The 25,813-nt window shown below is 56.2% G+C and carries 21 protein-coding genes; 4 read left to right on the top strand and 17 right to left on the bottom strand.

Going from position 1 to position 25,813, the window contains the following annotated elements; all coding sequences use genetic code 11:
• Window positions 1–4 precede the first annotated feature (4 nt).
• Entirely contained in the window at window positions 5–556 is a 552-nt protein-coding gene (locus NW211_RS09870) for a shikimate kinase (RefSeq protein WP_258327721.1), read from the bottom strand.
• On the bottom strand, window positions 553–1,263 hold the full coding sequence (locus NW211_RS09865) for a hypothetical protein (protein WP_258327720.1): 711 nt from the start codon (window positions 1,261–1,263) through the stop codon (window positions 553–555). The genes NW211_RS09870 and NW211_RS09865 overlap by 4 nt, the downstream gene beginning before the upstream one ends.
• Before the next feature lie 129 nt (window positions 1,264–1,392).
• Here NW211_RS09865 and NW211_RS09860 point away from each other — a divergent pair, with 129 nt between their 5' ends.
• Complete coding sequence (locus NW211_RS09860) at window positions 1,393–2,034, top strand: viroplasmin family protein (RefSeq protein ID WP_258327719.1); 642 nt, start codon at window positions 1,393–1,395, stop codon at window positions 2,032–2,034.
• Window positions 2,035–2,139: 105 nt separating this feature from the next.
• On the opposite strand, the gene NW211_RS09855 is transcribed toward NW211_RS09860, so the two are convergent.
• The 15 genes from NW211_RS09855 to rsmH form a co-directional block, all read right to left on the bottom strand.
• Window positions 2,140–5,922 carry a beta-N-acetylglucosaminidase domain-containing protein gene (locus NW211_RS09855; protein ID WP_258327718.1) on the bottom strand — a complete coding sequence of 1,261 codons (3,783 nt, stop codon included), beginning with the start codon at window positions 5,920–5,922 and terminating at the stop codon, window positions 2,140–2,142.
• Between the two features lie 275 nt (window positions 5,923–6,197).
• On the bottom strand, window positions 6,198–7,469 hold the full coding sequence (gene serS, locus NW211_RS09850; RefSeq protein WP_087409370.1) for a serine--tRNA ligase: 1,272 nt from the start codon (window positions 7,467–7,469) through the stop codon (window positions 6,198–6,200).
• Window positions 7,470–7,498: 29 nt separating this feature from the next.
• Entirely contained in the window at window positions 7,499–7,948 is a 450-nt protein-coding gene (locus NW211_RS09845; protein WP_087409369.1) for a GatB/YqeY domain-containing protein, read from the bottom strand.
• Between the two features lie 26 nt (window positions 7,949–7,974).
• Window positions 7,975–9,201, bottom strand: a complete 1,227-nt coding sequence (ftsZ, locus tag NW211_RS09840; protein WP_087409368.1) for a cell division protein FtsZ — start codon at window positions 9,199–9,201, stop codon at window positions 7,975–7,977.
• A gap of 12 nt (window positions 9,202–9,213) precedes the next feature.
• Complete coding sequence (gene ftsA, locus NW211_RS09835; protein WP_087409367.1) at window positions 9,214–10,635, bottom strand: cell division protein FtsA; 1,422 nt, start codon at window positions 10,633–10,635, stop codon at window positions 9,214–9,216.
• Between the two features lie 23 nt (window positions 10,636–10,658).
• A complete protein-coding gene (locus tag NW211_RS09830) occupies window positions 10,659–11,384 on the bottom strand; it encodes a cell division protein FtsQ/DivIB (protein ID WP_158096878.1) in 726 nt (241 codons plus the stop codon).
• Window positions 11,385–11,392: 8 nt separating this feature from the next.
• A complete protein-coding gene (murC, locus tag NW211_RS09825) occupies window positions 11,393–12,763 on the bottom strand; it encodes a UDP-N-acetylmuramate--L-alanine ligase (RefSeq protein ID WP_258327717.1) in 1,371 nt (456 codons plus the stop codon).
• Window positions 12,760–13,872, bottom strand: a complete 1,113-nt coding sequence (murG, locus tag NW211_RS09820; protein WP_258327743.1) for an undecaprenyldiphospho-muramoylpentapeptide beta-N-acetylglucosaminyltransferase — start codon at window positions 13,870–13,872, stop codon at window positions 12,760–12,762. Before murG ends, murC begins: the two co-directional genes overlap by 4 nt.
• 10 nt (window positions 13,873–13,882) lie before the next feature.
• Window positions 13,883–15,163 (bottom strand): FtsW/RodA/SpoVE family cell cycle protein, encoded by a 1,281-nt coding sequence (locus NW211_RS09815; protein WP_258327716.1) that lies wholly within the window; start codon window positions 15,161–15,163, stop codon window positions 13,883–13,885.
• 12 nt (window positions 15,164–15,175) lie between these two features.
• Window positions 15,176–16,519 (bottom strand): UDP-N-acetylmuramoyl-L-alanine--D-glutamate ligase, encoded by a 1,344-nt coding sequence (gene murD / locus NW211_RS09810; protein ID WP_258327715.1) that lies wholly within the window; start codon window positions 16,517–16,519, stop codon window positions 15,176–15,178.
• A 15-nt stretch (window positions 16,520–16,534) separates the two neighbouring features.
• Window positions 16,535–17,800 (bottom strand): phospho-N-acetylmuramoyl-pentapeptide-transferase, encoded by a 1,266-nt coding sequence (mraY, locus tag NW211_RS09805; RefSeq protein WP_258327714.1) that lies wholly within the window; start codon window positions 17,798–17,800, stop codon window positions 16,535–16,537.
• A 24-nt stretch (window positions 17,801–17,824) separates the two neighbouring features.
• Window positions 17,825–19,288, bottom strand: coding sequence for a UDP-N-acetylmuramoyl-L-alanyl-D-glutamate--2,6-diaminopimelate ligase (locus NW211_RS09800; protein ID WP_258327713.1), 1,464 nt, complete (start codon window positions 19,286–19,288; stop codon window positions 17,825–17,827).
• Between the two features lie 16 nt (window positions 19,289–19,304).
• Window positions 19,305–21,365 (bottom strand): penicillin-binding protein, encoded by a 2,061-nt coding sequence (locus tag NW211_RS09795; protein WP_087409360.1) that lies wholly within the window; start codon window positions 21,363–21,365, stop codon window positions 19,305–19,307.
• Window positions 21,349–21,711, bottom strand: coding sequence for an FtsL-like putative cell division protein (locus tag NW211_RS09790; RefSeq protein WP_087409359.1), 363 nt, complete (start codon window positions 21,709–21,711; stop codon window positions 21,349–21,351). The genes NW211_RS09795 and NW211_RS09790 overlap by 17 nt, the downstream gene beginning before the upstream one ends.
• A 4-nt stretch (window positions 21,712–21,715) precedes the next feature.
• Window positions 21,716–22,630, bottom strand: a complete 915-nt coding sequence (rsmH, locus tag NW211_RS09785; RefSeq protein WP_258327712.1) for a 16S rRNA (cytosine(1402)-N(4))-methyltransferase RsmH — start codon at window positions 22,628–22,630, stop codon at window positions 21,716–21,718.
• A gap of 224 nt (window positions 22,631–22,854) precedes the next feature.
• Here rsmH and NW211_RS09780 point away from each other — a divergent pair, with 224 nt between their 5' ends.
• Genes NW211_RS09780 through NW211_RS09770 form a run of 3 tightly spaced genes read left to right on the top strand, consistent with a single transcriptional unit; the run spans window position 22,855 to window position 25,779 of the window.
• On the top strand, window positions 22,855–23,706 hold the full coding sequence (locus NW211_RS09780) for a 1-acyl-sn-glycerol-3-phosphate acyltransferase (RefSeq protein WP_258327711.1): 852 nt from the start codon (window positions 22,855–22,857) through the stop codon (window positions 23,704–23,706).
• Window positions 23,681–24,628: a GNAT family N-acetyltransferase gene (locus NW211_RS09775; RefSeq protein WP_087409357.1), complete on the top strand. Its 948-nt coding sequence runs from the start codon at window positions 23,681–23,683 to the stop codon at window positions 24,626–24,628. Before NW211_RS09780 ends, NW211_RS09775 begins: the two co-directional genes overlap by 26 nt.
• 47 nt (window positions 24,629–24,675) lie before the next feature.
• The gene (locus NW211_RS09770; RefSeq protein ID WP_258327710.1) at window positions 24,676–25,779 is read left to right on the top strand and encodes a WG repeat-containing protein; all 1,104 of its coding nucleotides are present in this window, start codon (window positions 24,676–24,678) and stop codon (window positions 25,777–25,779) included.
• Window positions 25,780–25,813: the final 34 nt, after the last annotated feature.

Raw genomic sequence — 25,813 nt, 5'->3', positions numbered from 1 at the left:
CGGTTTATTCGGCAGACTCATCGCCGGCCTCTCCCCGCATCAGTTGCGAGAGCCGCTGCACCGCCTCGTCGACCGAATGGGTCGACTCGTACTGCTCGGCATCGAAGGTGTAATCGGCCTGCCGATAGTAGGGCTCGCGCTGCGCCAGCATCCCGGCGATGCAACCGTCCAGCTCTTCGGCCGTCTTGCCGGCCACCAGGGGCCGCTTGACCCGCGCCCGCAACAACCGCCGGCACAACGTCGGTATCGAAGCCGACAGATAGACCGTGACACCCCGACTGCGCATATACTCCATATTGTCGAAGAAGCAGGGGGTACCCCCGCCCGTCGCCACCAACACGTTGTCGAACTCGGCCACCTCGTGCAGCATGCGCCGCTCAATGTCGCGGAATCCCGCTTCGCCCCGCTCGGCAAAGAGGTCGGAGACCCGCTTGCGATACCGGGCCTCGATATAGGCGTCGAGATCGATGAACTCCACATCGAGGAGCTGAGCGGCCCGCCGGCCCAGGGTGGTCTTGCCGGCTGCCATATATCCCACTAAAAAAACAGGCTTCATGGTTGTTGGGTATAAGATAGAGTATCGGTATTCCTGCCGGGGTCCGCCTCGACGGCCAGTTCGCCACCGGTCACCAGAGCCCGATGCTTGGCCCGCCACGTCTCGCCGAACTGGCTGAACTCGAACCCGGCCAGGCTCTCGGTGAGCATCTGCCGGTCGGCCTCCTTCACCGGCAGCCCCGCGATAAACTCGAGTGCCTTCTCCCGACCCTCGAGGCCCGACAGCAGCACGGCCTTGTTGAGCAGATAGTCCAGGTTGGCTGGCTCCTCCTTCAAATACGATTCGTAGAGCACCAGTGCCTGCGACAACTGGGCACGGGCATCGGCCTCGTCGCCCCGGTCGTAGGCGATGAATCCCTTCACCGTATAGAAATAGGCCTTCAAACGGTTCTTCCCGTCGGGTCCTATCTTCTCGATAGCGGTGGTCGCCGTGCGGTAGGCACTGTCGGGGAGCCACAGATTCAACTCGTTGAGCACCTTCCCGAAGTAGACGTCGATATTTCCGTCGTCGGCCTCGAGAGCCTGTTCGAGCAACCCCTGAGCTACCCTGCAATCGGCGATGGACACTCCGTCGCCCGAGAGCATCGATACCGCCTCTTCATACAGGCGGGTGCTCTCCTCCCGGTCGCTTTTGCCAGGGGCACAGGCAACGAACCCCCACAAAACGGCCCCCACGATACCACACATGACGATTTTTCTCATCTTCATTTCCTCCATTCACGGCACCCGTTCCGGCTCCAAGACCGGGCTGCCGGATTGCGATTGCCGCACTAAGCCGTGTAAAGATACGATAAATTTCCCTATTTTTGCACCAGACAACCAAATGAGATTTCAATTATGGCCAAATACAAATACTATGTCGTGTGGGAAGGTCGGGCCCGGGGCATCTTCGACTCGTGGGAAGCGTGCAAAGAGCAGGTCGACAACTTCAAAGGAGCCAAGTACAAAAGTTTCGACAGCCTCGAAGCGGCCACCGAAGCCTTCCGCAATATCCCCGACGACTTCTCGGGCGTCTTGCGCAAAATAGGTGAACGCTCGCGCGACAAGCTCGAAGCTCCCCGACTCAGTCCCGAGGTCATTGCCGACAGCCTGGCCGTCGATGCCGCCTGCAGCGGAAATCCCGGCCACATGGAGTATCGCGGTGTCGACACGAAATCGGGCATCGAGCTCTTCCACGTGGGCCCCATGATGCAGGGCACCAACAACATAGGCGAGTTTCTGGCCCTCGTTCACGGGCTGGCCTATCTGCACCAGCGCGGCTCTGCCATCCCCGTCTACTCCGACAGCCGCAACGCCATCGCCTGGGTGCGGCAAAAGAAGTGCAAGACCAAACTGACCCAAACCGCCGTCAACGCCCCCATCTTCAACCTCATCGCCCGGGCCGAACGATGGCTGCAGACCCACACCTACACCAACCCCATCATCAAATGGGAGACCGAGCGGTGGGGCGAAATCCCGGCCGACTTCGGGCGCAAATAGACCCTCTCGATTATTTTTTTCATTCCTATAAAAACTACCAGGGCTGCCTCGCATGAGGCAGCCCTGGTTTACTTTATGTTCACAACCGGCACAGAAGCCACGGAATCAACGTCTTACCACCTTGGCCGTAGTGATGGTACCCGACTCGTCGACCACCTGAACAACCAGGATGGCCGGAGTTGAGGCACCGAGGTCGAGCGTGAAGCTGGTCGCATCGGGAGCCGACTGATGGAGCAACCGTCCATAGAGGTCATAAATGCGGACGGCACTCAGCATCGTCTGACCGCTCACGACAAGCCGACCACCATAGGTATAGACCCGGACGGTATCGTCAGCACTCTCCCCGGCCAACTCGGTAATGCCGGTGCCTTGCGGTTCCTTGTATTCGCCCGACGGGATAATCTCGTAGAGGGTCGGGATATTGTGCTCGTTCCACTCGATGCGCACGGCCGTCACCATCTCGTAGTCACGCGTGTCGATGACGGTGGCCAGGTGGTCGAGCGTTCCGGCTTCCACCCATTGAGAGCCATCGTAGAGCGAGACGGCAGGCAATTCGTAGTTGGCATCGAAGGTGGTGTTGTGGTAAATCTCAACGGCCTCGATGTCCATATTCTCGATGAAGGTGTGTTCCACATAACCGGCCTCTTCGGCTCGATAGTTGGTAATCATGTTCTTGTCGGACAAGGCCGAAATCATGGCCTGGTTGTGGTCGGTAGTCTGTGTCACACGGTCTGCCATGACACAACCGAACTCTGCCACCTTGAGCCAATAGCTGCCGATGACATTGGTAATATACAGGCGGAGATACTTGCCCGTAGCGCCATTGGCATTGGTGGTGAATGAGTGGGTGTTGGCGTTAATGCCGCCACTGTCGTAGGCTGCCACCTTTGTCCAGCTCTGCCCGTCCAACGACACCTGAAACTCTCCGCTGCCGATGAGCTGGTCGTTCTCCATGAAGGTAACCGTTATCTCAAAAATAGAATGTGGCTCGGCATACTCGAGTTGCAACCAGTCGCCCACCTGCGGCTCGGCGTTGCTCCAGAAGTGCGTACCGGAGTTACCGTCCACGATATTGCCGATATTATAACTCTGGTAGGTGCCGAGCGAAGTGCTGGGTGTGGGTTTGCCTATCTCGGAGGTAGCACCTGCCACAGAGCAGGAAAATTCGGCCAGCTGCATCCAGAACGAACCTTCGACACTGGTTACCATCAGGCGGACATATCGGGCATTGGTACCATTGGCTGCACAGGTATAACGATTATTGACCAGACTGCCGTGGCTGTATTGTGCTATGGTAGTCCATTCGTTGGCGTCGGTAGAGAGTTGAATATCGGCCGTACCGGAAAGGATGTCTTTGCCCGTGAAGACGAGGGTGACGTTGTCGATCGAGTAGACATCGCCGTAGTCGAGCTGGATGTAGTGCCCCGCTGCCGTGTTCTCACCGCTCCAGAAGAAAGTACCGGTGTTGCCATCGACAGCCAGCTCGAGGGGATAAGAGACATTACCATCGGTGTAGACCTTCAGGTTTGACGTAATAGCCGGAGTGGGTACGACGATTGCGCCCGACGACAAGGAGACGGTCAGAACATCAAAGCCAAGCGATTCCGCCTCGCCGCCGGCAGTGCTGCGAACCAGACGAACGTAGGCCGCATTCTGCGACGACACGGGCAGAGTGGCTGGAGTCCATATCTTGCCATTGATCGAGGTCTCGAAGGTCACCCCTTCAGGCAACTCCATCTCGCCGACTGCCACCTTCTCGATAGCCCCGAGGTAGAGGCCCACGTAATCGCCCCCGGCCAACTCGACACCGCTCAACCCCGAGAGTGTAGCCTCGGCATCCGTCACGGTCAGGTTGAAAGCCGCCGGGTCCAGATTGGTGACAACCTGCGCCTGCTCGGGTTCCGGCCAGTCACCGGGGAGGTTGGCGCCCAGGGTCTCATACAGATAGTCCACAAACGGACGGGTGTAAGAGTTGGCCGGATGCACCTCATAGCTCACCACGTGCGAGTCGGTGCCGTAGCCCTCGAGCTCGGAGATAAAATACTGCGGCTCGATGCCCAAACCCGTATAGAGCGAAATGATGCTTGCAAACGATGTCCAAGAGTCGGAGCGGCTCATCGACTCACCATTTTCGAGCAGGTCGAGCGACTTCTGGATGATAGTGGCGTAAGCCTTCAACTTGGCACACCAGGCCTTGACATCGGTGGCGAACAGGCGGTAGTCTCGGTTGTCGCTGTTTGCCATCACGGTTTCGATATATTCGCAAGCGGCTTGCAACCGGGCCATCTCCTCGCGGATGGCCGCGCCCTCTGCCGGGAAGTTGCCGTCGCTGTATTTCGACTTGAATGCCTCATAGAGGTCGATAATCTCCTGATCTTCATAGATAGCATCGGTATAGCGGGCAAACAGCCGTATCTGGTTCGCCGTCTCGGTATCGCCCGCTTCGGCCAGGTAGTCGAAGCAGTCGTTCCAGTTTTGCATCACATCGAACTGATTGGGATTCCAGCAATAGTCTGCCAGGCCGAACAGCCCCACCTTGGCAGCCTGCGACTGCTTCTCGGGGTTGAGGATGACACCACCCAACGTGCTGATGCCACCCTTCTCGGGAACGAGGTTGTAGTGAGCCGTGAGTTCGCGCATGTAGAGGCGGTCGTCGTTGTTGTCGTTGACCGTCGCGTTCCACCAGAACAACGGGTTGCGTCCTATGTAGCCTGCCATCGCATCGCAGTCTTTCTTGTCCAGGTCGCCGCATACGGCATAACCGGTGAAACCGATGACCACGTCCTTGTCAACGCTTGCCATCTGAGTCAGATAGGAGGCCGCTCCCTGATACATCAGCGCGTATGTGGCAGGCACATAGAAAAGGGGGGCAATCTTCTCGTCCTCAGCCTGGCTGGGAAACTCCTCCTTCAGCCGCTTCTGTGTCTGGTCGGGCAGGTGGGCCTGCATCTGCGCCGACGGGTTGCGATCCATATCGTCGATACATACACTGAAAGCACGCACGCCCAGGTCGTACATGTGGTGATATTTCTGCATCAGCAACTCCACGCCTTCATCTACCGTCGCCGTGCTGGAGAAGTCCATCGACACTTGACCGCCGGGAGCCAGACCCGGATGGGCAGCCCAGACAAAGTGCACGTTGCAAGCCCGAGCAGTCTCGGCCATGCGGCGCACGTCATCTTGCGTAATCCACCCCATGCGGCGTTGCTCTTCAGTGATCTCTGTCGGATACTCCTCGGTCCAATAGCCCAGGTGATAAGGGTCCATCTTGGGCGCATAGATGAAGACGTTCATCTTGAAACGCTTGAAGAACTCGAACAGGCTGCAGTGTGCATCCACCGAATAGGGGTTGCCATAGAACCCCTCTATGGCGCCACGCCACTGACAGTGCGAGTAGTCTTCATAAGTCACCTCGTGCAGCGCAGTCCCTGCGGCCTGCTCCAGAATCTGCTCCAGGGTGGCGAAGGCATAGTATTCCGAACGCTCGCCATTGCCCAGCACCACGATGTTGCCGTCGGCAATCTGCATCACATGGGCGTCAAAGCGGTTGGGCGCCTCGGTGAACACCTCCTTGGAGACACCCCGGCTCGTGGCATAGGCATCTGCCACATCGCCCGAACCGGCCACGCCCACATACAGGTTGGTCAACCCGGGCGAAGCCGACTCGCCCAGTTGGCAGGTATACCCGGCCGCCTCCAGCACCTCCTGGATACGGTCCTTGGTCACACGACCGATGCCCGAGCCGCAAACCACGTTGATGGTCGGTGTCAACTCCACCGTGCCACTTCCTTCGGTCGTCTGCTGGGGAATGGGATAAATGGTATAGGTCTGGGCATGAGCCAAAGTCATACCTATCAGACATACAAGCAGTAATAAGACTTTTTTCATGGGATTATAGAATTTCGGTTAACAGGTATCAGCAGATTATAGTCATCTGAAAATTTGACAATTAGCGACAATCGCCATATCTCTTTCGTATGGAGATATAAAGCCATGCAAGCTGCACTCGCCATACTCGTCAGAGACAAAGTTAATGAATTGTTTCGTATGGGCGATAACTTCGGTAAGTTTTTGACCCCACAATACAAACGACAGGGGCGCCCCAAAAGAATGGGACACCCCTTGTGTATCTATATTTACCCCGGCACCAAGGCCGCAGGCAATCAGTCGATGATGTCGAAACCGCAGTAGGGAACCAGCACCTTAGGTATCTTGATACCCTCGGGGGTCTGGTTGTTTTCGAGCAGAGCTGCCACGATACGCGGCAAAGCCAGTGCACTACCGTTGAGGGTGTGGCACAGGTGCATCTTCTTGTCGGCACCGCGGTAACGACAGTGCAGACGGTTGGCCTGGTAGCTCTCGAAGTTGGAAACCGAGCTAACCTCGAGCCAGCGTTTCTGAGCGGCCGAGAATACCTCGAAGTCGAAGGTGATGGCCGAGGTGAAGCTCATGTCGCCACCGCACAGACGCAGGATGTGCCAGGGCAATTCGAGACGCTCGACCAGACTTTGCACGTGGTCCTTCATCTCCTCGAGAGCCTCGTACGAGTGGTCGGGGTGCTGTATCTGTACAATCTCTACCTTGTCGAACTGGTGCAGACGATTCAGACCGCGCACGTCTTTGCCGTACGAACCGGCTTCGCGGCGGAAGCAAGCCGAGTAAGCGGTATTCTTGATAGGCAGGTCGCTCTCGTTGAAAATCACGTCGCGGTAGAGGTTGGTCACCGGTACCTCGGCGGTAGGAATCAGGTAGAGGTCATCCTCGTTGCAGTGGTACATCTGACCCTCTTTGTCGGGCAGCTGTCCCGTGCCGTAACCCGATGCGGCATTCACCACATAAGGCGGCTGTATCTCCAGGTATCCGGCCTCACGGGCGGCGTCGAGGAAGAACGAAATCAAGGCGCGTTGCAGGCGGGCACCCTTGCCTTTGTAGACGGGGAATCCGGCACCGGTAATCTTCACGCCCAATTCGAAATCGATAAGGTCGTATTTCTTGGCCAATTCCCAGTGAGGCAGAGCATCCTCGGGCAGGTTGGGCATCACGCCACCGGTCTTCTCGACAATGTTGTCGGCAGCGGTACGTCCCTCGGGCACACCGGCATAAGGCAGGTTGGGGACAGTCAACAAAATATCGGTAATCTCTTTCTCGGCCGATACCATCGACTCTTCGAGCGCTTTGGTCGACTCCTTGATGGCAGCCGTCTGAGCTTTCACGGCCTCGGCCTCCTCTTTCTTTCCGGCTTTCATCAGTTGCCCGGTCTGGGCGGCCAATCCTTTCAGTTCGGCCAATTTGCCATCGAGTTCGGCTTGCGAAGCGCGACGGATTTTATCCAGTTCGAGTACCCGGTTGATAGCCTCTCTCCCGTCGAAATGCTTGATAGCCAACCGGCGAATCACATCTTCGGGATTCTCTTTAATGACACTAAGTGTAAGCATAGTCTAAATTTCGTATATTGTATTCTCGTTTACGACAACAGTTCTTTTACTTTGGCCGAGATGGCACGACCGTCGGCACGACCGGCCAACTGTTTGGAGGCCACGCCCATCACCTTGCCCATCTCTTGCGGTTTGGTGGCACCTACCTGAGCAATGATGGCCTTGAGGGCTTCGGTCAGCTCTTCGTCGGTCATCTGTTTGGGCAGATAGGTTTCGATAACGGCAGCTTCGGCCAGTTCGGGTTCGGCCAAGTCGGGGCGGTTCTGCTCCGAATAAATCTGTGCGCTCTCCTTGCGCTGTTTTACCATCTTGGCCAATATCTTCATCGCCGTCTCGTCCGACAGTTCGCCGTCGGCACCCTTGGCGGTCTTTGCTTCGAGAAACTCTTTCTTGATACCCCGCAGGGCTTCGAGTCTTACCTTGTCTTTTGCCAGCATGGCACTTTTGATGTCGTTGCTGACCTGATCAAATAAATTCATAATCTATACTATTTTACAGGTTTCAATCAAAACTTTATGGAACGGCGGTTGCTCGTCGGCTCCTCCTTGCGCTTCTCGCCTCCCTCGAAATTGTCGCGGAAGTCTTTGGGCCGATCGTAGGCCGGGGCATTCTCGAGCTTCTCGATCAACGCGTTGTTGTCGAGCTGGTCGGGACGCAGCACGATGTATTGCGACTGGGCTATGTGCTCGTCGGCATCGCCGCCGTACTCGCCCTTGAAGGTGAGGTCCGATACCTCGAAGCCGGTGGCCAGAATCGTGATGCGCACCTTCTTGCCCAGCGACGAATCGTGGGTATAGCCCCAGATTACCTTCACCCGTTTCTTGAAGCGGGTCATAAAGGCGTTCAGCTCCTTGGCCTCTTCGATACGCAACTCGTCGGTCTCTTCGGGCGAGAAGTAGAGGTTGAAGAGCACCCGCTCCGAGTCATAGATGTCGCTCTCCTTGAGCAGAGGCGAGATGAGTGCATTCTGTATGGCCTTGCTCATGCGGTGCTCACCCTCGCCCTCGCCGGTACTGATGACGGCGGCACCTCCGTTTTTCAGGGTAGTGCGCACATCGGCAAAGTCGAGGTTTATCTTACCGTTCTTCGACACCAGCTCGGCAATGCTGCGGGCCGCGTTGGCCAGGGCATCATCGGCTTTGGAGAAGGCATTGGTCCACGAGAGGTCGGGATAGATTTTGCACAGACGCTCGTTGTTGATTACCAGCAGGGCGTCGACGTGCTTGCGCATCTCCTCGACACCGGCAAAGGCCTGCAGAATCTTGGGCTCGCCCTCGAAGAGGAACGGTATGGTAACGATACCTACCGTGAGCATGCCCTTCTCCTTGGCGATGCGGGCCACTACCGGGCCGGCACCCGTACCGGTGCCTCCACCCATACCGGCGGTGATGAATACCATGCGGGTCTCATCCTCGAAGAGGGACGAGATGCGACCGTCCAGTTTCTCATACTCCTCGGCCAGGCGCTTGCCCTCCTCGGGCTCGCCGCCGGCACCCTCGTCGCCGATGGCCACCTTGATGGGGACCGGCGAGTCGAACATGGCCTGGGGATCGGTATTGCACAGGGCCAGACTCACGCCCTGAATATTCTGCCGATACATGTAGTTGACAGCGTTTCCGCCACCACCACCTACGCCCACGACCTTTATCTTGATAGGCTCTTCTTTCCTCTCTCCGACCCCGGGGACGATGAAGTCGGGCAACTTGGAGCTATTTATATCTACATCGTTCATAACCTTCTACTTTTAATAGTTATCGTTTTCATCATCGAGCAGAGTCTCGGCCTTCTTGACCATATCTCTCAACTTACCGAATAAGCCTGGCTTGTTGGCTTTCTCCTTTTCCTTACGCTCTTTCTCGCGTTTCTTGGCCTCTTCGGCTTCGCGTTTGCGGCGCTCCTTCTCGGCCCGTTTGCGACGCTCCTGTTCCTCTTTTTCGCGAGCCCGTTGCTCTCTCGGGTCTACGGGTTCCTCTTCCTCCTCGACCTGCGGCTCCACCTCGGGGGTCGCAGCCGGCCGGGCTATTACCTCCACGCAGTTTTCACGGCCCGAATAGAGCAGGCCCAATATCTGCAGATAGTCGGCGCTCTTCGATTGCGAAGCTACGTCGAGCAACATATCCTGACGGAGGGCACCCTTGCGAACCTTGATGTCGCACTTCTCGGCCAGGAGCTCGGTGAGGTTGGAGAGCTTGGAGGCTCCGCCCACAATCACCATGCCGGCGCCCAGGCTCTTGCGGTCGCACTTGGCATAATCGAAGTGTGCGTTCACGTTGGCCACAATCTCTTCGATACGAGCCTTGACCACCTTCGAGAGGTCGAGGCTCTTGATTTCCGAACCGCTCTCGCCGCGCAGTGTAATGTTCGACTCCTCGCCCACCATCTTGGCCGACCCCAAACGAATCTTGAACGACTCGGCCTCGGCAGCCGTCACGTTCAGCGTCATAATGTCGCGCGTGATGTTCTGCCCGCCCAGCGGTATGGTCGAGAGGTAACGCAAGAATCCATCCTTGTAAATCGAGACGGTAGTCGTGTCGGCCCCAAAATCGACCAGCATGACACCGGCCTGACGCTCCTCGTTGCTCAAGGCCACATAGGCGGTCGAGAGGGCCGTGGGTATATAATGAGCCACCGTCAAATCGCCTTGGAAACAGCGGGCGGCACTTTTCTTGAGTTCGTCGCGGGCCACAATCAGCTTCACGCCCATCTTCAGGCTCGAGCCAACCAGCTCTTCCCGACCGATGCGCGGCTGATCGTCGACCGTCACTTCGGTGCGAACCACCTCCAGAATATCGGCTCCGGCGATAGGCATCTCGCGGGCCTCCTCCTGCAGGTGTTTGATTATATCTTCGTTGATGAGCGTACCCTCGGGATAATCGCGGCTGATCAGATGATCCTCAGCATGGAGCGACTGACCGCTGATGCCGACATAGACCTGCTTGATCTTCTTCGAGGTCCCTATGCGGTTACTCAGTTTGACTATCAGGCGTCTGATTTTTGCCGATACTTCGTCGGGGCGAACCACGAAACCGCGTTTCACACTCCCGCTCAACGATTCGGTATCTACGCCAAGCACAGTAACAACCCCCTTGAGAGAACGGGTTGCTATGGCTCCTCTTATCTTCGAGCTCCCGATCTCAATAGCTACTATGTATCTCTCCGTATCCATATCTTTCTCTATTAGTTTTTATTTCACCACTTTTTTCTACGCGTACAAACCACCTGATTCTTAAACTTCAGTGAAACGGTGTCGTACATCGTCCAACCGGTCTTGCTGAATACATCCTTATAGACCAGCATCAGATTGTCGAACTTCGTCTCATAATCCTCCACCGAGCCCAGCAGAATCGTCTGCTTGCCGACCCGGGGCACCAACTCCACTTCATGACGCTCATTGACATAAATTTGTTCAATCTGAGCATTCCAAAAAGGATGCCCGTAAATATACCGGGCCATCGGCAACAGGTCGAGATAGGTCAGCGTACTGTCTACCTGCCCGGTCACCAGAGGCAACGGGGTGCGATACTGCGCCACGGCAACAATGCGATGCCCTTCGGTATCGACGTAATAGTTGCTGCCATTGGCCATCACCCGCATTACGGGAATGCGCTGGGTTACCTTCACACACACGGTGCCCCCTACCTCCTTGTAACACTCGACCGAACCTAACACGCCATTCAGCATGAGGGTTCGCTCCATATCTTCGGTATTGACCTCCCCCATCGGTTTTCCGCAGGGGTCCAAATCGTACTCTTCGATATATCTATATACATCGGCCGGTGAGATATAGTGATGCGTAGCACTGTCCAGGACCTCGACCTGCAAGTCGAGACACTTCTCCTCGGCCGCATGCGAGCGGAGGACAAAGAACGCGACAAACAGGTAGACCACAAGCACTACCATCAACAGAAATCTCAACAAGACCTTCATTTTGCCTCCACGATTGATGCTATCTCGGGAAGCAGACGATCTATATCGCCGGCTCCCATCGTCAATAAAATGTCAAAGTTACACTCTTTTATCCGTTCTAACAACTTTTCGCGCAAACAAAGTTCTTTATCTCTGCATGTTATCCGGTCGAAAATAAGTTGCGACGTGACTCCCGGTATAGGCAATTCGCGAGCCGGATAAATATCGAGCAGTATCACCTGGTCGGCCATCGACAGCGCCTCGGCAAACTGGGGCGCAAAATCGCGGGTGCGACTATACAGGTGGGGCTGGAAGATAACCGTGAGTTTACGCCCGGGATAGAGGGCCCGTACCGAACGGATACTGGCTTTCAGCTCGTCGGGGTGATGGGCATAATCGTCTATCATCACGCGGTCGTCGCGTTTCACCCAGAACTCGAACCGCCGCTTGGCTCCCTTGAACGAGGCCATGGCCCGCCGCATGTCGTCGTCGGCCACCCCGTTCAACCGGGCTATGGCCATGGCGGCCACGGCATTCTCGATGTTGATGTCGACGGGGACACCCAGCTCGACATCGGTCACCACACCGTCGGGGGCTACGAAGTCGAAGAGAATCGTACCGTTGCCCACCCGGATATTATCGGCGTGGAAATCGCCGCCGTCGCGGGCCGAATAGGTGTAGACCTTCACCCCCTCCTGCACACGGGGCACCAGCTTGATACCCTTCTTGATGACCAGACAGCCACCCGGCTGGATGAGCGAGGTGAAGTGTGCGAAGCTCTCGAGATAGGCCTCCTCGGTACCGTAGATGTCGAGGTGGTCGGGGTCGGTAGCCGTCACCACCGCCATATAGGGGTGCAACCAGTGGAACGAACGGTCGTACTCGTCGGCCTCGATTACCGTGAAGGGCGAGTGGTCCGACAGGATGAGGTTGCTGTTGTAGTTGCGCAGGATACCGCCCAGGAAGGCGTTGCACCCGACAGGCGACTCGTGAAAGATGTGGGCCGCCATGCTCGAGGTGGTCGTCTTGCCGTGCGTACCCGAGAAGCAAAGCCCCTTGCTCGACTGGGTGATGAGCCCCAGCAGCTCGGCCCGTTTCACCACCTTGAAGCCGTGCTCTCTGAAGTAGACCAGCCCGGCATGTGTGGCGGGAATGGCCGGGGTATAGACGACGAGCGTCGTTTTCGGGTCGCGGCAATAGTCGGGGATGAGGTCGACCGACTCGTCATAGACAATCTCGAGCCCCTCGCTCTGCAAGGCTTCGGTCAGGGGCGACGAGGTGCGGTCGTAACCGGCCACCCGGTATCCCTTTGCCAGGAAATAACGCACCAGCGCACTCATACCTATGCCGCCGGCACCTATGAAATAAAGCGAACTGTACTGTTTCATTTTTTATCGACTATGTCAAATATTATATCGGCAATACGCGCGGCCGAATCGCGCTGAGCCAGTTTCGAAATCTGCCGGCTCATCGACTCCAGACAATCCTCGTCGTTCACCACCGAGAGGGCGCAGGGCATCAACCGCTGACGGGCCTCGGCGTCGCGCACCAGAATGGCGGCTCCCTTCGACGAGAGGGCCTCGGCATTCTTGGTCTGGTGGTCTTCGGCTACATTGGGCGAAGGTACCAGAATGGCCGGCTTACCCAACAGGCAGAGCTCCGAGATAGAGCTGGCTCCGGCCCGCGAAATCACCAGGTCGGCAGCCTTGTAGGCCAAGTCCATGCGAGCTATAAAGGGCATCTGTTTGATGCAGGCCGGGTCGCCCGCCGCCTTCAATGCGGCGCGGGCCTTCTCGTCGAACCGCTTGCCGCACTGCCAGATAAGCTGCACGCCGCTCTTCACGATTTCGGGGATAGACTCGACAACGGCCGTGTTGAGGGTGAGAGCCCCCAGACTGCCGCCGATGAGCAGAATGGTCTTCTTGTGCGGGTCGAGCCCGAAGAAGTCGAACGCCTCGTCGCGAGTGAGCCGGTCGTTGCACAAGTCCTGCCGCACGGGGTTCCCCGTAAGCACTATTTTACCGGCGGGGAAAAACCGCTCCATCCCCTCATAGGCCACACAGATGGTGTGCGCCTTCGAAGCCAGCAGTTTGTTGGTGACACCCGCATAGGAGTTCTGCTCCTGAATGAGGGTGGGCACCCCCCGGCGGGCTGCCGCCCACAGCGTGGGACCGCTGGCATAACCGCCTACGCCCACGGCAATATCGGGGTTGAACCCGCGCACAATCTGGCGGGCCAGCCGCAGGCTCTTGCCCAACCGCCACAACACCTTGAAGTTGGCCAGCAGGTTGCTGCGGTTGAAGCCGCTCACGGGAAGCCCTTCGATGCGGTATCCGGCAGCCGGTACCTTCTCCATCTCCATCCGGTTCTCGGCCCCGACAAACAAGATGTCGGCCTCGGGGCAACGGGCCTTTATCGCATTGGCAATGGATATGGCGGGGAAGATGTGCCCCCCGGTACCACCGCCGCTTATCAATACTCTGATTGCTCGTTTCATCATAGCCTCCTTATGCTAAATTGGTGGGATTGGCGGCCTGCAAATCTTCGGGCAAACCGCTCTCCCGTTCCGACTTGATATTTGCTCCTGTATCTTTCACGGCATACCGGCTCACGCTGAGCATGACCCCGAAGGCAAAACTCATCATCCATATCGAGGTTCCGCCCTTACTGATGAGCGGCAGCGGCTGGCCCGAAACCGGGAATACCCCTACCACGATAGCCATGTTGAAGAGAGCCTGCAACACAATCATCACCGCCATACCCATCACCAGCAGGGCCGGGAAGGCTTTGGTGCATCGCCGGGCAATGAGCCCCGCCCGCGCCAGAATCATGAGATAGACCAGCAATAGCCCTACCCCGCCGACCACAAAACCCAGGTCTTCGATGATGATGGCATAGATATAGTCCGAGAAAGCCAGCGGCAGCCGCGAAGCCTCCCGACTGTTGCCGGGCCCTACACCGGTGATACCACCGTGGGCCATCGCCATGGCAGCCCGATGCTCCTGACGGTTGGCATCGGTCGTCTCTTTCTCATACTCGGGCGTCGAGTCGAAGAAATCTTCCAACCGGCTCTTCCACGTAGAGCTTCGCTGGATAAGCACATCTTTCTTCTCACCATCCTGGACCGTCTGTTCCTGCTTGTTGAAGAGTTCACTCTCGGTCAGAATATCCTTGGCCTGCATCACGGCCAGTGCCAGGACGAGATAGACCAGAAAGATAATGCCCAACTTGTACCACTCCACACCGCCTATCAGCATCATGCACACGCTGATGCCGATAAACAGCAACGTGTTAGTGAGCCCCTGGGTAAACAGCAGACCGCTGAAGATGGTCACCAGCACCACGACCAGCACCACTCCCTTCGTGTTCACCCCTCGCTTGATTTGCGACTTGGCCAGCACGGTTGCCATGGCCAGCACGATGGTGACCTTGGCCACCTCCGAACCTTGCAGCGAGACTCCCCACACCGTGATGGTACGCTTGGCCCCATTGAGCATGTCGCCCCAAAAGAGAATGCACACCAGCAACACGATGGCCGCCGGTATCATCAGATAGGCCATCACCTTGAACCACTTGTAGTGCACCCTCGAGGTCACATAGGTTATCAGGAATCCCGAAAAGAGAAGCAACACATGCTTGATAATAGGGGTATAGACATCGCCTCCCATAATCTCCCGGCTGATGGCACTATATACCTCGACCACCGAAACGATATACAGGATGATGATGATGCCCCAAATGTAGGGATCGCTCCTCCTCGGTTTCTCAACTGCCTCTTCTTTCATCATTTCGTTCTCGTTTTATAAAGCTCTTACACACGCCTTGAACTGGTCGCCCCGGTCTTCGTAGCTTTTGAACAGGTCGAAGCTGGCACAGCAGGGCGACAGCAACACGGTATCGCCCGGCGAAGCGAGGGCATACGATTTGTCTACGGCCTCTTTCATCGAGCGGGCCTCGGTGATATAGGGCACCTTTCCCTCGAAGAAGGCGTGCAACTTGCTGTTGTCGACCCCGAGGAACACCAGCGCCTTCACCTTATCGCGCACCAACTGCTCGATTTCGGTATAGTCGTTACCCTTGTCCTTGCCGCCCAGAATGAGCACCACGGGGGTCTTCATACTTTCCAGTGCATACCAGCACGAGTTGACATTCGTAGCCTTCGAGTCGTTGATGAACTGCACACCCCGCACCGAAGCAACCCGTTCGAGCCGATGCTCTACCGACTCGAAGTCGCTCAATGCCTTGCGTATGGTCTCCTTCTTCACATTCAGCAGGCAGGCCGACAGGCCGGCAGCCATCGAGTTGTAGAGGTTGTGGCGGCCGTGCAGCGACAGTTCGTCGGCCTTCATCGTGAGTTTCTCCTCGGGGGTGTCGAACGTCAGCTCCCCGTGGTCGGTATAGGCCTGCGTGCCGGGCTCGTGCGTCTCGGCAAAGGGGTAGCGTTGCGACTGGAGGGTGAGGGTCGACAGCTTCTCGTTGATGACGGGGTCGTCGTTCCAGTAGATAAAGGCGTCGTCCTCGGTCTGGTTGCGTATGATGCGGAACTTGGCGTTCACATAGTTCTCCATCTTGTAGTCGTAGCGGTCGAGGTGGTCGGGCGTGATGTTGAGCAGCACGGCGATATTGGCCTTGAAGTCGTACATGTTGTCGAGCTGGAAACTGCTCAACTCGATGACGTAGTAGTCGTAGTCGCAGGTAGCCACCTGCAGGGCCAGACTCTTGCCCACGTTACCGGCCAGGCCTACCTTTAACCCGGCACTCTTTAGAATATGGTAGGTGAGCAGGGTCGTAGTCGTCTTGCCGTTGCTGCCGGTAATGCACACCATACGGGCATGCGTATAGCGACCGGCAAACTCGATTTCGGAGATAACGGGGATATTCCGCTCGCGCAGAGCCACAATCATGGGGGCATTCTCGGGAATGCCGGGACTCTTGACTACCTCGTCGGCATTCAGTATCAGCTCGGGGGTATGGTGACCCTCTTCCCACGCAATACCGTAGTGGTCGAGCTGCTGTTTATATGAGTCTTTGATCGACGACATATCCGAAACGAATACATCGAAACCCTTTACCTGAGCCAGCACGGCGGCTCCCGCACCGCTCTCACCAGCTCCCAACACTACAATTCTCTTTTTCTTTTCCATATCGAAACAACCTTTCTAACGCATTTTCAGCGTAATTATGGTAATAGCTGCCAGCATGAGACAGACAATCCAGAACCGAACGACGATTTTCGACTCGGGCACAGCTTGCAGCGGTTTTTGTATCAAGGCGTTGATACCCGCATTTCCCGGTTTCTGGAAATGGTGGTGCAACGGTGTCATCTTGAAGATACGGCGACCCTCGCCATACTTGCGCTTGGTTATCTTGAAGTAGGCGACCTGCATCATTACCGACAGGTCCTCGACAAAGAAGATAGCGCACAAGATGGGGATAAGCAGCTCTTTGTGTATGCACAAGGCAAAGACGGCAATGATACCGCCCAGCGTGAGGCTGCCCGTGTCGCCCATGAATACCTGGGCGGGATAAGCATTGTACCACAGGAAGCCGATAGTGGCCCCCATGAAAGCACTGGCAAACACCACCAGCTCTTCACTGCCCGGTATATACATTATATTTAAATAGGAGGCATAGGCTATGTGACCCGACAGGTAGGCCAGAATACCCAGCGTAAGCCCCATGATGGCCGAGGTGCCCGTAGCCAGACCGTCGAGACCGTCGGTCAGGTTGGCTCCGTTCGATACGGCAGTCACCACAAAAATGGTGAGCAGGATGAAGATAATCCAGCCGCCGGTCTGGGCATGCTCGCCCAGGAAGGGCACCAGGTCGGCATAATCGAGGTTATTGTTTTTGAAGAAGGGGATGGTCGTCTGGGTCGACTTGATATTCTCAGATTCGTACTTGACCACCTCGGTATCGGTACCGGGAGCCTGTACGGCCACATTTTCACGAATCACCACATCGGGACTCAGATAGAGCGTAAGTCCCACGATGAGCCCCAGCCCCACCTGACCTACAATCTTGAACCGCCCGTGCAGCCCCTCCTTGTCTTTTTTGAATACCTTGATATAGTCGTCGAGGAAACCTATGGCTCCCAGCCATACGGTGGTGATGAGCATCAGTATCATGTAGATGTTGCCCAGCCGACCCAGCAACAGACAGGGTACCAGTATGGCAATAATGATGATGATACCTCCCATCGTGGGGGTACCCTTTTTGGCCATCTGACCTTCCAGCCCCAGGTCGCGCACAATCTCGCCGATTTGCCGCAACTGCAACCGGTTGATAATGCGCCTACCGATAATCGTGGCAATGAAGAGCGACAGGATAAAAGCGGCTACCGACCGGAACGAAATGTACGAAAACAGTCGTGCACCCGGAATATCGAATATCGATTCGAGATATTGAAACAGATAGTATAGCATAGTCTCTTTATTCGCAATTAGTCGTTAAGCCTGCTCTTCGGCAAACAGTTTTTCTACCTCTTCCTTATCGTCGAAGTGGTGTTTTACCCCCTCGATTTCCTGGTAATCCTCATGCCCCTTGCCAGCCACCAGTATCACATCGCCAGGATTGGCAAACTGTGTGGCGGTGCGAATGGCTTCGCGACGGTCCACCTGGGTCAAGGTCTTGCGGCGTTGCTCGGCATCGAGCCCGGCCAGCATGTCGTTGAGAATGTCGTTGGGATTCTCGAAGCGGGGATTGTCGGAAGTGAGAATCACCCGGTCGCTCAGGTTCACCGCTTCGCGGGCCATCATGGGCCGTTTGCCCTTGTCGCGGTTGCCGCCGGCACCCACCACGGTGATGATGTGTCCCCGGTTGCCCAGCACCTCACGGATAGAGGTAAGCACATTGTTCAGCGCATCGGGGGTGTGTGCATAGTCTACGATTACGGTATATCCGCGCGACGAGTGCAGGGTCTGGAACCGCCCGGCCACAGGCACCAGCAGGCTCATCTTGCGCAACACCTCGTCGGGGTTCTGCCCCAGCAGACAGGTAGCTCCGTAGACGGCCAGCAGGTTGTAGGCATTGAACTTGCCCACGAACATCACCTCTACCGTCTTGCCGTTGATTTCGAGGGTCATGCCGTCGATACGGCTCTCGATGATCCGGGCCTTGAAGTCGGCCATCGTCCGCAACGAGTAGGTATGCTTCTCGGCCCGCGTGTTCTGCAACATCACCAGGCCCGACTTGTCGTCGATATTGGTCAAGGCAAAAGAGCCCTCGGGCAGTCCGTCGAAGAACGACTTCTTGGCCTTCAGATAGGCCTCTACCGTCTTGTGATAGTCGATGTGGTCGCGTGTCAGGTTGGTAAAGATAGCCCCGTCGAAATCGAGCCCGGCAATGCGGTGCTGGGCTGCCGAGTGCGAACTCACCTCCATGAAGGCATACTGGCAACCGGCATCGACCATCTCGCGCAACAGACGGTGCAGATGCAACGGGTCGGGGGTGGTGTGGGTAGCGGGAACCTTCACCGTATCGATGTAGTTGCACACCGTCGAGAGGAGTCCGGCCTTGTAACCCAGCGAGCGGAACATCTCGTACAGCAGTGTGGCCGTGGTCGTCTTGCCGTTGGTACCGGTTACCCCCACCAGCGTAAGCTCGCGCGAGGGATTGCCATACCAGGCCGAAGCCAACAGACCGAAGGCTACCGCACTGTCATCGACTTTTATATACGACACCTCGCCATTCAGCTCGGTGGGAAACTCTTCACAAACAATCACCTTGGCCCCCTGTGCCATGGCCTGGGGGATAAAGGTATGACCATCGACCGACGCACCGCGCACAGCCACAAACAGGTAGCCGGGTTTTACCTGGCGGGAGTCCGACTCCACACCCGACACCTCGCTCACGGCCGCGCCCTTGCGCTCGACCACTGTAATTCCCGATAATAACTCTTCTACATTTTTCATATCATCGTATCCTTTCCTATTTCAATCTTAAAATCACCGTCGTGCCTGGCTGCAACACAGCGCCCTTGGGGATAGACTGTTCATATACCCGGCCGCGGCCCTGAATATTCACGTTCAATCCGGCATGCTCCAACAGATATAGAGCGTCGCGAGCTCCCATTCCTATCATGTCGGGCATGCTGTCGCAATCGGTTTCCATGTGGAAACAGTCGCTCACATCGCCTTGTACACCCAGTGTCTGCAACACCTCCCGAGCATCGGACAGATTGCCTTTCATCACGGCCGGAGCAAAGGTCAGAGTCGAGTCGGTAGGCAACACCCGAGGCATGTCGAGCCGTCCCATCGAGTAGAGGGTCTCGGCTATCTTCTTCAACACACCGCCGCAATAGTGACCGGCCGAAGGCATGCCCGGCAGATCGGGTTTACCCAACAGAACGATACACGAGTATTGCGGTTTCTCATAGGGGAAGAATCCGCAGAAGGTGATGCGGTAGCGGCTCTCGTACCCGCTGGCACCAAGTACCCGCACCGTACCTGTTTTGCCGGCAATGCCCACTTTGGTCGAACGGGCCCGCCGCCCGGTACCGTCGTTGTCGTTTACCACGGCATAGAGCATCTTGCGCAATTCGCGAGCCGTCTCGGGCTTGCAGGCCTGTTCCCGGATGTAGCGAATGTTGAAGACCGTATCGGTCTGCCCGTTGCGCAACAGTTCTTTCACCAAACGGGGTTTCACAAACTTGCCGTCGTTGGCAATGGCATTGTACAGAGCCAACGTATAGATAGGCGGAATCTGGGTGGTATAGCCGTATGACATGCGGGTGAGGTCGACCCGGTCGCCCACATCGTTTTTCAGGTGACGTATGACGGGACGCGCCGCACCGGGGATACCCAGGTCGAAGGGCTCCATGAACCCCACCTCGTAGATACGTTGCACAAAACGGTCGGGGTCATGCTCGTATCCTTTCAGAATAATCTCGGACAGACCGATATTCGACGAATACTTCATCGCCTCGAGAGCCGTCATCGACGCCCGTCCGTGTGTATCGGTAATCGGGCGTACCTTGCGGCCCGGCGGATAGCGGAACACGCCATTATGGCCATTGATGATGTCGTTGGGGCGCACGACCCCGTCGTCGAGGGCAATCATCATCGACAGCGGCTTGATAACCGAGCCAGGCTCGTAGCCTTGCACGGCATTGTTTACCGTCTCCAGATACTCTCCGTTGGGCAGCCGTGCCAAATTCGACATGGCCTTGATATCGCCCGTCGCCACCTCCATGACCACCGCCACGGCAAACTCGGGTTGAGTCTCTTCGATTGCCCCCAGCAGGGCCTGCTCGGTAATATCCTGTATATCTATATCGATTGTCGTCTTCACATCGAGACCTCGTTGCGGGGGTACAGCCACCCAATCGACAATACCCGAAGGAATCTGTTTCTTGATGGTCTTTCCCGGCACACCGTACAGCAGGGAGTCAAACGCCTTCTCCAGGCCGCTGCTGCCGTGAAAGGTCTCGTTCAGCCGGCCGATGGCTCGCGAAGCCATATTCCCGTAGGGTTTCTCCCGCTTGATGATTCGGGCCGAATTGAGGTAGAAGCCCGAGAACTTGGTCGGATTCCTCAGGAAGGGAAACGTCTTCATCAACTTGTAGTCCTTTCCCGTCACCTCGCTCACCAGCACATAGCCGCGTTTGCCCTGCTTGAAGGCCTGCCTCATGCTCTGCTCATAGGCGGCAGCCGTCTTTTTGGGAAAATACTTGGCCAGCATCTGGCTCAAAGCCTGCACGCTGTCGTTGAACTCCTTGGCCTTGAACTTGGGCACCGTAAAGTCGATGATGGCCCCGTAGTAGGTCATCGTCGTAGCCAGCACCTCGCCGTTCTGGGCCAGAATATCGCCACGCTCGGGCATCACGTCGAGCGATACCGAGAGCATCTGAGCCGCCTTGGCATTCCATTTATCGGCATGGATAATGCACGTATCGGCCGCCTTTTTGACAATGGCGATACTAAAGAGCAATACCCCTACAATCACCAGGGTATAGCGCAGCAATATATGATTTCTATTCCTTGTCTCCATCGGTCTGTCTCAATTTTACAGGCGGGGTATTGGGTATCTCGAGCCCCAGCCGGTTTTCGTTCACGAGCGTCACGATGCGCGAATGCCGCACAGCCCCCATATACCGGGCTGCAGCACGCACCCGATCGGTCTTGGCATTGACCAGCTCGAATTGCAAATCGCGAATGGTCTGCAACTTGGTCTGGCACACATATCGATTGGCTATCGACAAGCAGAATAGAAAAACCACCGAAGCGATAAAGCCCCAGTGCGAGCGGAAAAAGTCCAGGGAGAAGATACGCCCCTGAATCACCAGCTTCAGATATTTGATAAATCCTATTCTTTCGTTTTTTGCTTTCTTTGCCATACCTCTATACCCTCTCTGCAATTCTCAGTTTAGCACTACGCGAACGGGGATTGCGTTCGATTTCGGCTTCGTCGGGGACAATCACCTTGTGGTTGACCGCCCGGAACGGAGCCTCGATGCGGCCGAAGAAATCCTGTTCGGCACGACCCTCGACATTTCCCGTGCGTATGAAGTTCTTGACCATGCGGTCTTCGAGCGAGTGGTAGGTGAGTATCACCAGCCGTCCACCGGGAGCCAGCAGTTCGACCGACTGCTCGAGCAGCCGGCGCAGACTCTCCATCTCGCGGTTCACCTCGATGCGCAATGCCTGGAACAGTTGGGCCAGTTCTTTCTTCTCCTGCTTGCGGTTGACGCAGGGGCGCACCACCTCGAGCAGCTGCTCGGTCGTAATGATGGGCGACGCGGCCCGGGCCGAAACGATGGCCGAAGCTATGCGGCGCGCACTCTTCAACTCGCCGTAGAGAAAGAAGAGGTCGGCCAGTTGCTCCTCGCTATACGTGGCCACCACCTGGGCAGCCGTCTGTAATGCCCGTTGGTTCATGCGCATGTCGAGAGGCCCTTCGAAGCGGAACGAAAACCCCCGCTCCGAATCGTCGAAGTGGTGAAACGAAACCCCCAAATCGGCCAGGATACCGTCGACTTGCTCCACACCATAATAGCGCATGAAGTTTTTCAGATACCTGAAATTACTGTGAACAAATGTAAAACGGCAATCGTCCAAACTGTTGCGCCGGGCATCCTCGTCCTGGTCCAGCGAAAAGAGTCGTCCCGCTTCGCCTAAATGTCCTAAAATGGCCCGGGAATGTCCACCTCCGCCAAAGGTCACATCGACATAGGTGCCACCGGGTTTGATGGCCAGTCCGTCGATACATTCCTCGAGAAGTGCAGGTATATGATATACAGTCGATTGCAATTCCATTTACTACTTGTCCTCCAACTTCACATTTTTGCAGGGTAAAGATAGGCATTAATCCCTAATCCCGCAGTGCTCTTTTTCACTTTTTTCGCTATTTTTTTTCATCTAAAGTCCAAAAATTTCCGGGCATTAACTCGACGACTTCTATCATTCCGTAATAAAAGCCCTGTTCATATCTGTAAAAATAAAAAAATGGTGTATTTTTGTACACACTTTTTATGAATGTCATGAGTTCCGAACCTCTGAAAATCGATATTGAGAAGGTAGTCAGAGAGAAAACACCCAAATATGCGAAACGGATTCCGGGTTTTCTCTTCCGTTATCTCAAGCGCACTATCCATCAGGACGAGATAAACTACGTACTCAGCACTTACAAGGAGAGCACCGGCGTGCAGTTTGCCGACGACCTGCTCGATTACATGAACGTGCACGCCCGCGTCTTCGGCATCGAGAATATTCCGGCCGAAGGGCGTTTCATTTTTGCCTCGAATCACCCGCTGGGAGCGCTCGACGGAGTTACGCTCATCCGATTCTTCGGACATTATTACAACGGGAAAATCAAATTTCTCGTCAACGACCTGTTGATGAATATCAAACCGTTGGCTCCCGTATTCCTGCCCATCAACAAGTACGGCTCCCAGGCCAAGGAGTCGAGCGTGCAGATAAACAAAGCCTACGATTCCGACGAACAGATGCTCATCTTCCCCGCCGGCTTGTGCTCGCGCCTGCAACACGGCAAGATATGCGACCTGGAGTGGAAAAAGACCTTCATCGCCAAAGCCATCCAATCGCAGCGCGATGTAATACCCATTTTTTTCGAAGGTCAGAATTCAGCCTTTTTTTATCGATTTGCTAAAATACGTAAATCTCTCGGCATAAAATTTAATATAGAATTGATATATTTGCCCGACGAAATGTTTAGCAGTAAAAACAAGACTTTCAACATCTACATCGGCAAACCTATCCCCTGGCAGACATTCGACAAGTCCAAGAGTCTTCAAGAGTGGGCCCAGATTGTAAAACAACAAGTCTATCAGATTAAAAAACAACAACATGGAACCGATTATCGCGCCTGTTGACAAAGAACTCATCAAGTCGGAACTGACCCCCGACCGATTTATGCGGGATACCCGCAAGGGCGGAAACAAAATATACATTGTCGATTGTAACAACGCACCCAATACCATGCGCGAAATAGGAAGACTGCGCGAAATCGCCTTCCGTTTTCCCGGCGGCGGCACCGGGCTCGCCCTCGACATCGACCAGTTCGATACGATGGACCCGCCCTGCCAGCAGCTTATCGTATGGAACCCCGATGCCGAAGAGATCATAGGCGGCTACCGCTTCATCCTGGGCGAGAACATCCGTACCGATGAGCAGGGCCGGCCCCGCATCGCCACCTCGCACCTCTTCGACTTCTCCGACAAGTTCCTGCACGAATACCTGCCTCGCACCATCGAGCTGGGACGCTCGTTCGTTACGCTCGAATACCAGTCGTCGCGTGCCGGAGCCAAGGGCCTCTTTGCCCTCGACAACCTGTGGGACGGTCTGGGTGCCCTCACGGTCGACTATCCGCAAATCGAATATTTCTTCGGAAAGGTGACCATGTACCCCACCTACTCGCACGAGGGGCGCAACATGATTCTCTACTTCCTGAACAAGCACTTCCCCGACCCCGAGCATCTGGTGTGGCCGCGGTACCCGCTGCAAACCAATACCGACGAGGAGAAGATGAGCCGGCTCTTCATTCACGACGACTTCAAGGAAGATTACAAGATATTGAACCAGGAGGTACGCAAACTCGGGTACAACATTCCTCCGCTGGTCAACGCCTACATGGGACTCTCGCCCACAATGAAGATGTTTGGCACAGCCATCAACGACGAGTTCGGCAACGTAGAGGAGTCGGGTATCCTCATCGCTATCAAGGATATCATTGCGGAGAAACGAAGCCGATACATCGAAACTTACGACAAACTGCCTCCGATAAAAATTTCGTAGCGGAACGGTTCCGCCCTTTTTATCGGGTGAATAAATAGATATTCGCCATGAAACCGAGCGCTCTACTGCCCGCGGCACTTGTGCTTCTGTTCAGCCAGTGCGGCGGAAACGAATCGTATATCCTCACCGAAACCGACTACATGCCGGCTTTCGCCGGCGACTCCTGCCTCTACATCGACCGCGACGACGACCTGCGCTTTGCCGGCCCCTACACCGACGCCTCGCTCTTCTACGACGACATGGCGCTGGTGTGCAACCGGGCCGACGACAAGTGGGGGTACATCGACGACGCGGGCGAACTCATCTACCCGGCCGTCTACAAAGAGGCAACCATATTCCACGAGAACCGCGCCTGGGTGGTACGCCCCGACGAGGCCCCCTGTGCCATCGACACCAAGGGGCGCCTGCAACTCACCCTCACCCGGGCCTCCCGGGCGATGATCTTCTGCGAGGGGATGGCCGCCTTTGCCCAAAAGGGGAAACGGGGCGAGCGATGGGGATTTATCGACAAGAGCGGAAACACGGTGGTCAAACCCGCCTATCGGCAGGTGAAGCCCTTTACCCAGGGACTGGCCGCAGTCCAGAACGAGGAGGGAATGTGGGGATACATCGACGCCCAGGGCGTAGAGACGATAGCCCCCCGGTACGAAACGGCCGAATCGTTCTCGACTCACCGACAGGCTGTCGTGCAGGTAAAGCCCGGCACCTTCCGGGTCATCGGCATGCAGGGCGACTCCATCTGGCAAACCGAGTGTGAAAACCTGGTTTCAGACGGTACCCTCTTCCGCATCCAAAAGGCGGGGAAATGGGGCTGGTGCGACGCCAGCGGCAAAGAGGTTATCGCCCCCGCCTTCGACGACAGCCGCGCCTTCGGCTCGGCCGAACTGGCTCCGGTGAAGTTGCAAGGGAAATGGGGATACATCGACCGCCACGGCAAGTGGAAGATAAAGCGGCAGTTTGCCGAAGCCCTCCCCTTCTTCGACGGGTTGGCTCTGGTACAGGCCGGCACCGTATACGGGTTTGTCGACACCGACGGCCGCTACCGCATCAATCCGCAATACGACCGCATATCGGCCGATTACATGCAGCAGGCTCTGGGCGCCGGCAGTGCCTTCACCACCGTAGCCAGCGACCACGCCCGATACAAATAAGTCACAAAGGAACAAGCCCCCTTCCAGGGGAGCG

Origin of the sequence: Barnesiella sp. ET7 (assembly GCF_024733785.1) — a bacterium.
GTDB classification, from domain to species: domain Bacteria; phylum Bacteroidota; class Bacteroidia; order Bacteroidales; family Barnesiellaceae; genus Barnesiella; species Barnesiella merdigallinarum.
The sequence above is the reverse complement of the archived record's forward strand: the minus strand, read 5'-3'. Positions and strand labels throughout refer to the sequence as shown.

Coding starts and splice junctions, on each gene's coding strand:
- NW211_RS09870 (WP_258327721.1), bottom strand. CDS start 556: ATGAAGCCTGTTTTTTTAGTGGGATATATGGCAGCCGGCAAGACCACC.
- NW211_RS09865 (WP_258327720.1), bottom strand. CDS start 1,263: ATGAAGATGAGAAAAATCGTCATGTGTGGTATCGTGGGGGCCGTTTTG.
- NW211_RS09860 (WP_258327719.1), top strand. CDS start 1,393: ATGGCCAAATACAAATACTATGTCGTGTGGGAAGGTCGGGCCCGGGGC.
- NW211_RS09855 (WP_258327718.1), bottom strand. CDS start 5,922: ATGAAAAAAGTCTTATTACTGCTTGTATGTCTGATAGGTATGACTTTG.
- serS (WP_087409370.1), bottom strand. CDS start 7,469: ATGCTTACACTTAGTGTCATTAAAGAGAATCCCGAAGATGTGATTCGC.
- NW211_RS09845 (WP_087409369.1), bottom strand. CDS start 7,948: ATGAATTTATTTGATCAGGTCAGCAACGACATCAAAAGTGCCATGCTG.
- ftsZ (WP_087409368.1), bottom strand. CDS start 9,201: ATGAACGATGTAGATATAAATAGCTCCAAGTTGCCCGACTTCATCGTC.
- ftsA (WP_087409367.1), bottom strand. CDS start 10,635: ATGGATACGGAGAGATACATAGTAGCTATTGAGATCGGGAGCTCGAAG.
- murC (WP_258327717.1), bottom strand. CDS start 12,763: ATGAAACAGTACAGTTCGCTTTATTTCATAGGTGCCGGCGGCATAGGT.
- murG (WP_258327743.1), bottom strand. CDS start 13,872: ATGAAACGAGCAATCAGAGTATTGATAAGCGGCGGTGGTACCGGGGGG.
- NW211_RS09815 (WP_258327716.1), bottom strand. CDS start 15,163: ATGATGAAAGAAGAGGCAGTTGAGAAACCGAGGAGGAGCGATCCCTAC.
- murD (WP_258327715.1), bottom strand. CDS start 16,519: ATGGAAAAGAAAAAGAGAATTGTAGTGTTGGGAGCTGGTGAGAGCGGT.
- mraY (WP_258327714.1), bottom strand. CDS start 17,800: ATGCTATACTATCTGTTTCAATATCTCGAATCGATATTCGATATTCCG.
- NW211_RS09800 (WP_258327713.1), bottom strand. CDS start 19,288: ATGAAAAATGTAGAAGAGTTATTATCGGGAATTACAGTGGTCGAGCGC.
- NW211_RS09795 (WP_087409360.1), bottom strand. CDS start 21,365: ATGGAGACAAGGAATAGAAATCATATATTGCTGCGCTATACCCTGGTG.
- NW211_RS09790 (WP_087409359.1), bottom strand. CDS start 21,711: ATGGCAAAGAAAGCAAAAAACGAAAGAATAGGATTTATCAAATATCTG.
- rsmH (WP_258327712.1), bottom strand. CDS start 22,630: ATGGAATTGCAATCGACTGTATATCATATACCTGCACTTCTCGAGGAA.
- NW211_RS09780 (WP_258327711.1), top strand. CDS start 22,855: ATGAGTTCCGAACCTCTGAAAATCGATATTGAGAAGGTAGTCAGAGAG.
- NW211_RS09775 (WP_087409357.1), top strand. CDS start 23,681: ATGGAACCGATTATCGCGCCTGTTGACAAAGAACTCATCAAGTCGGAA.
- NW211_RS09770 (WP_258327710.1), top strand. CDS start 24,676: ATGAAACCGAGCGCTCTACTGCCCGCGGCACTTGTGCTTCTGTTCAGC.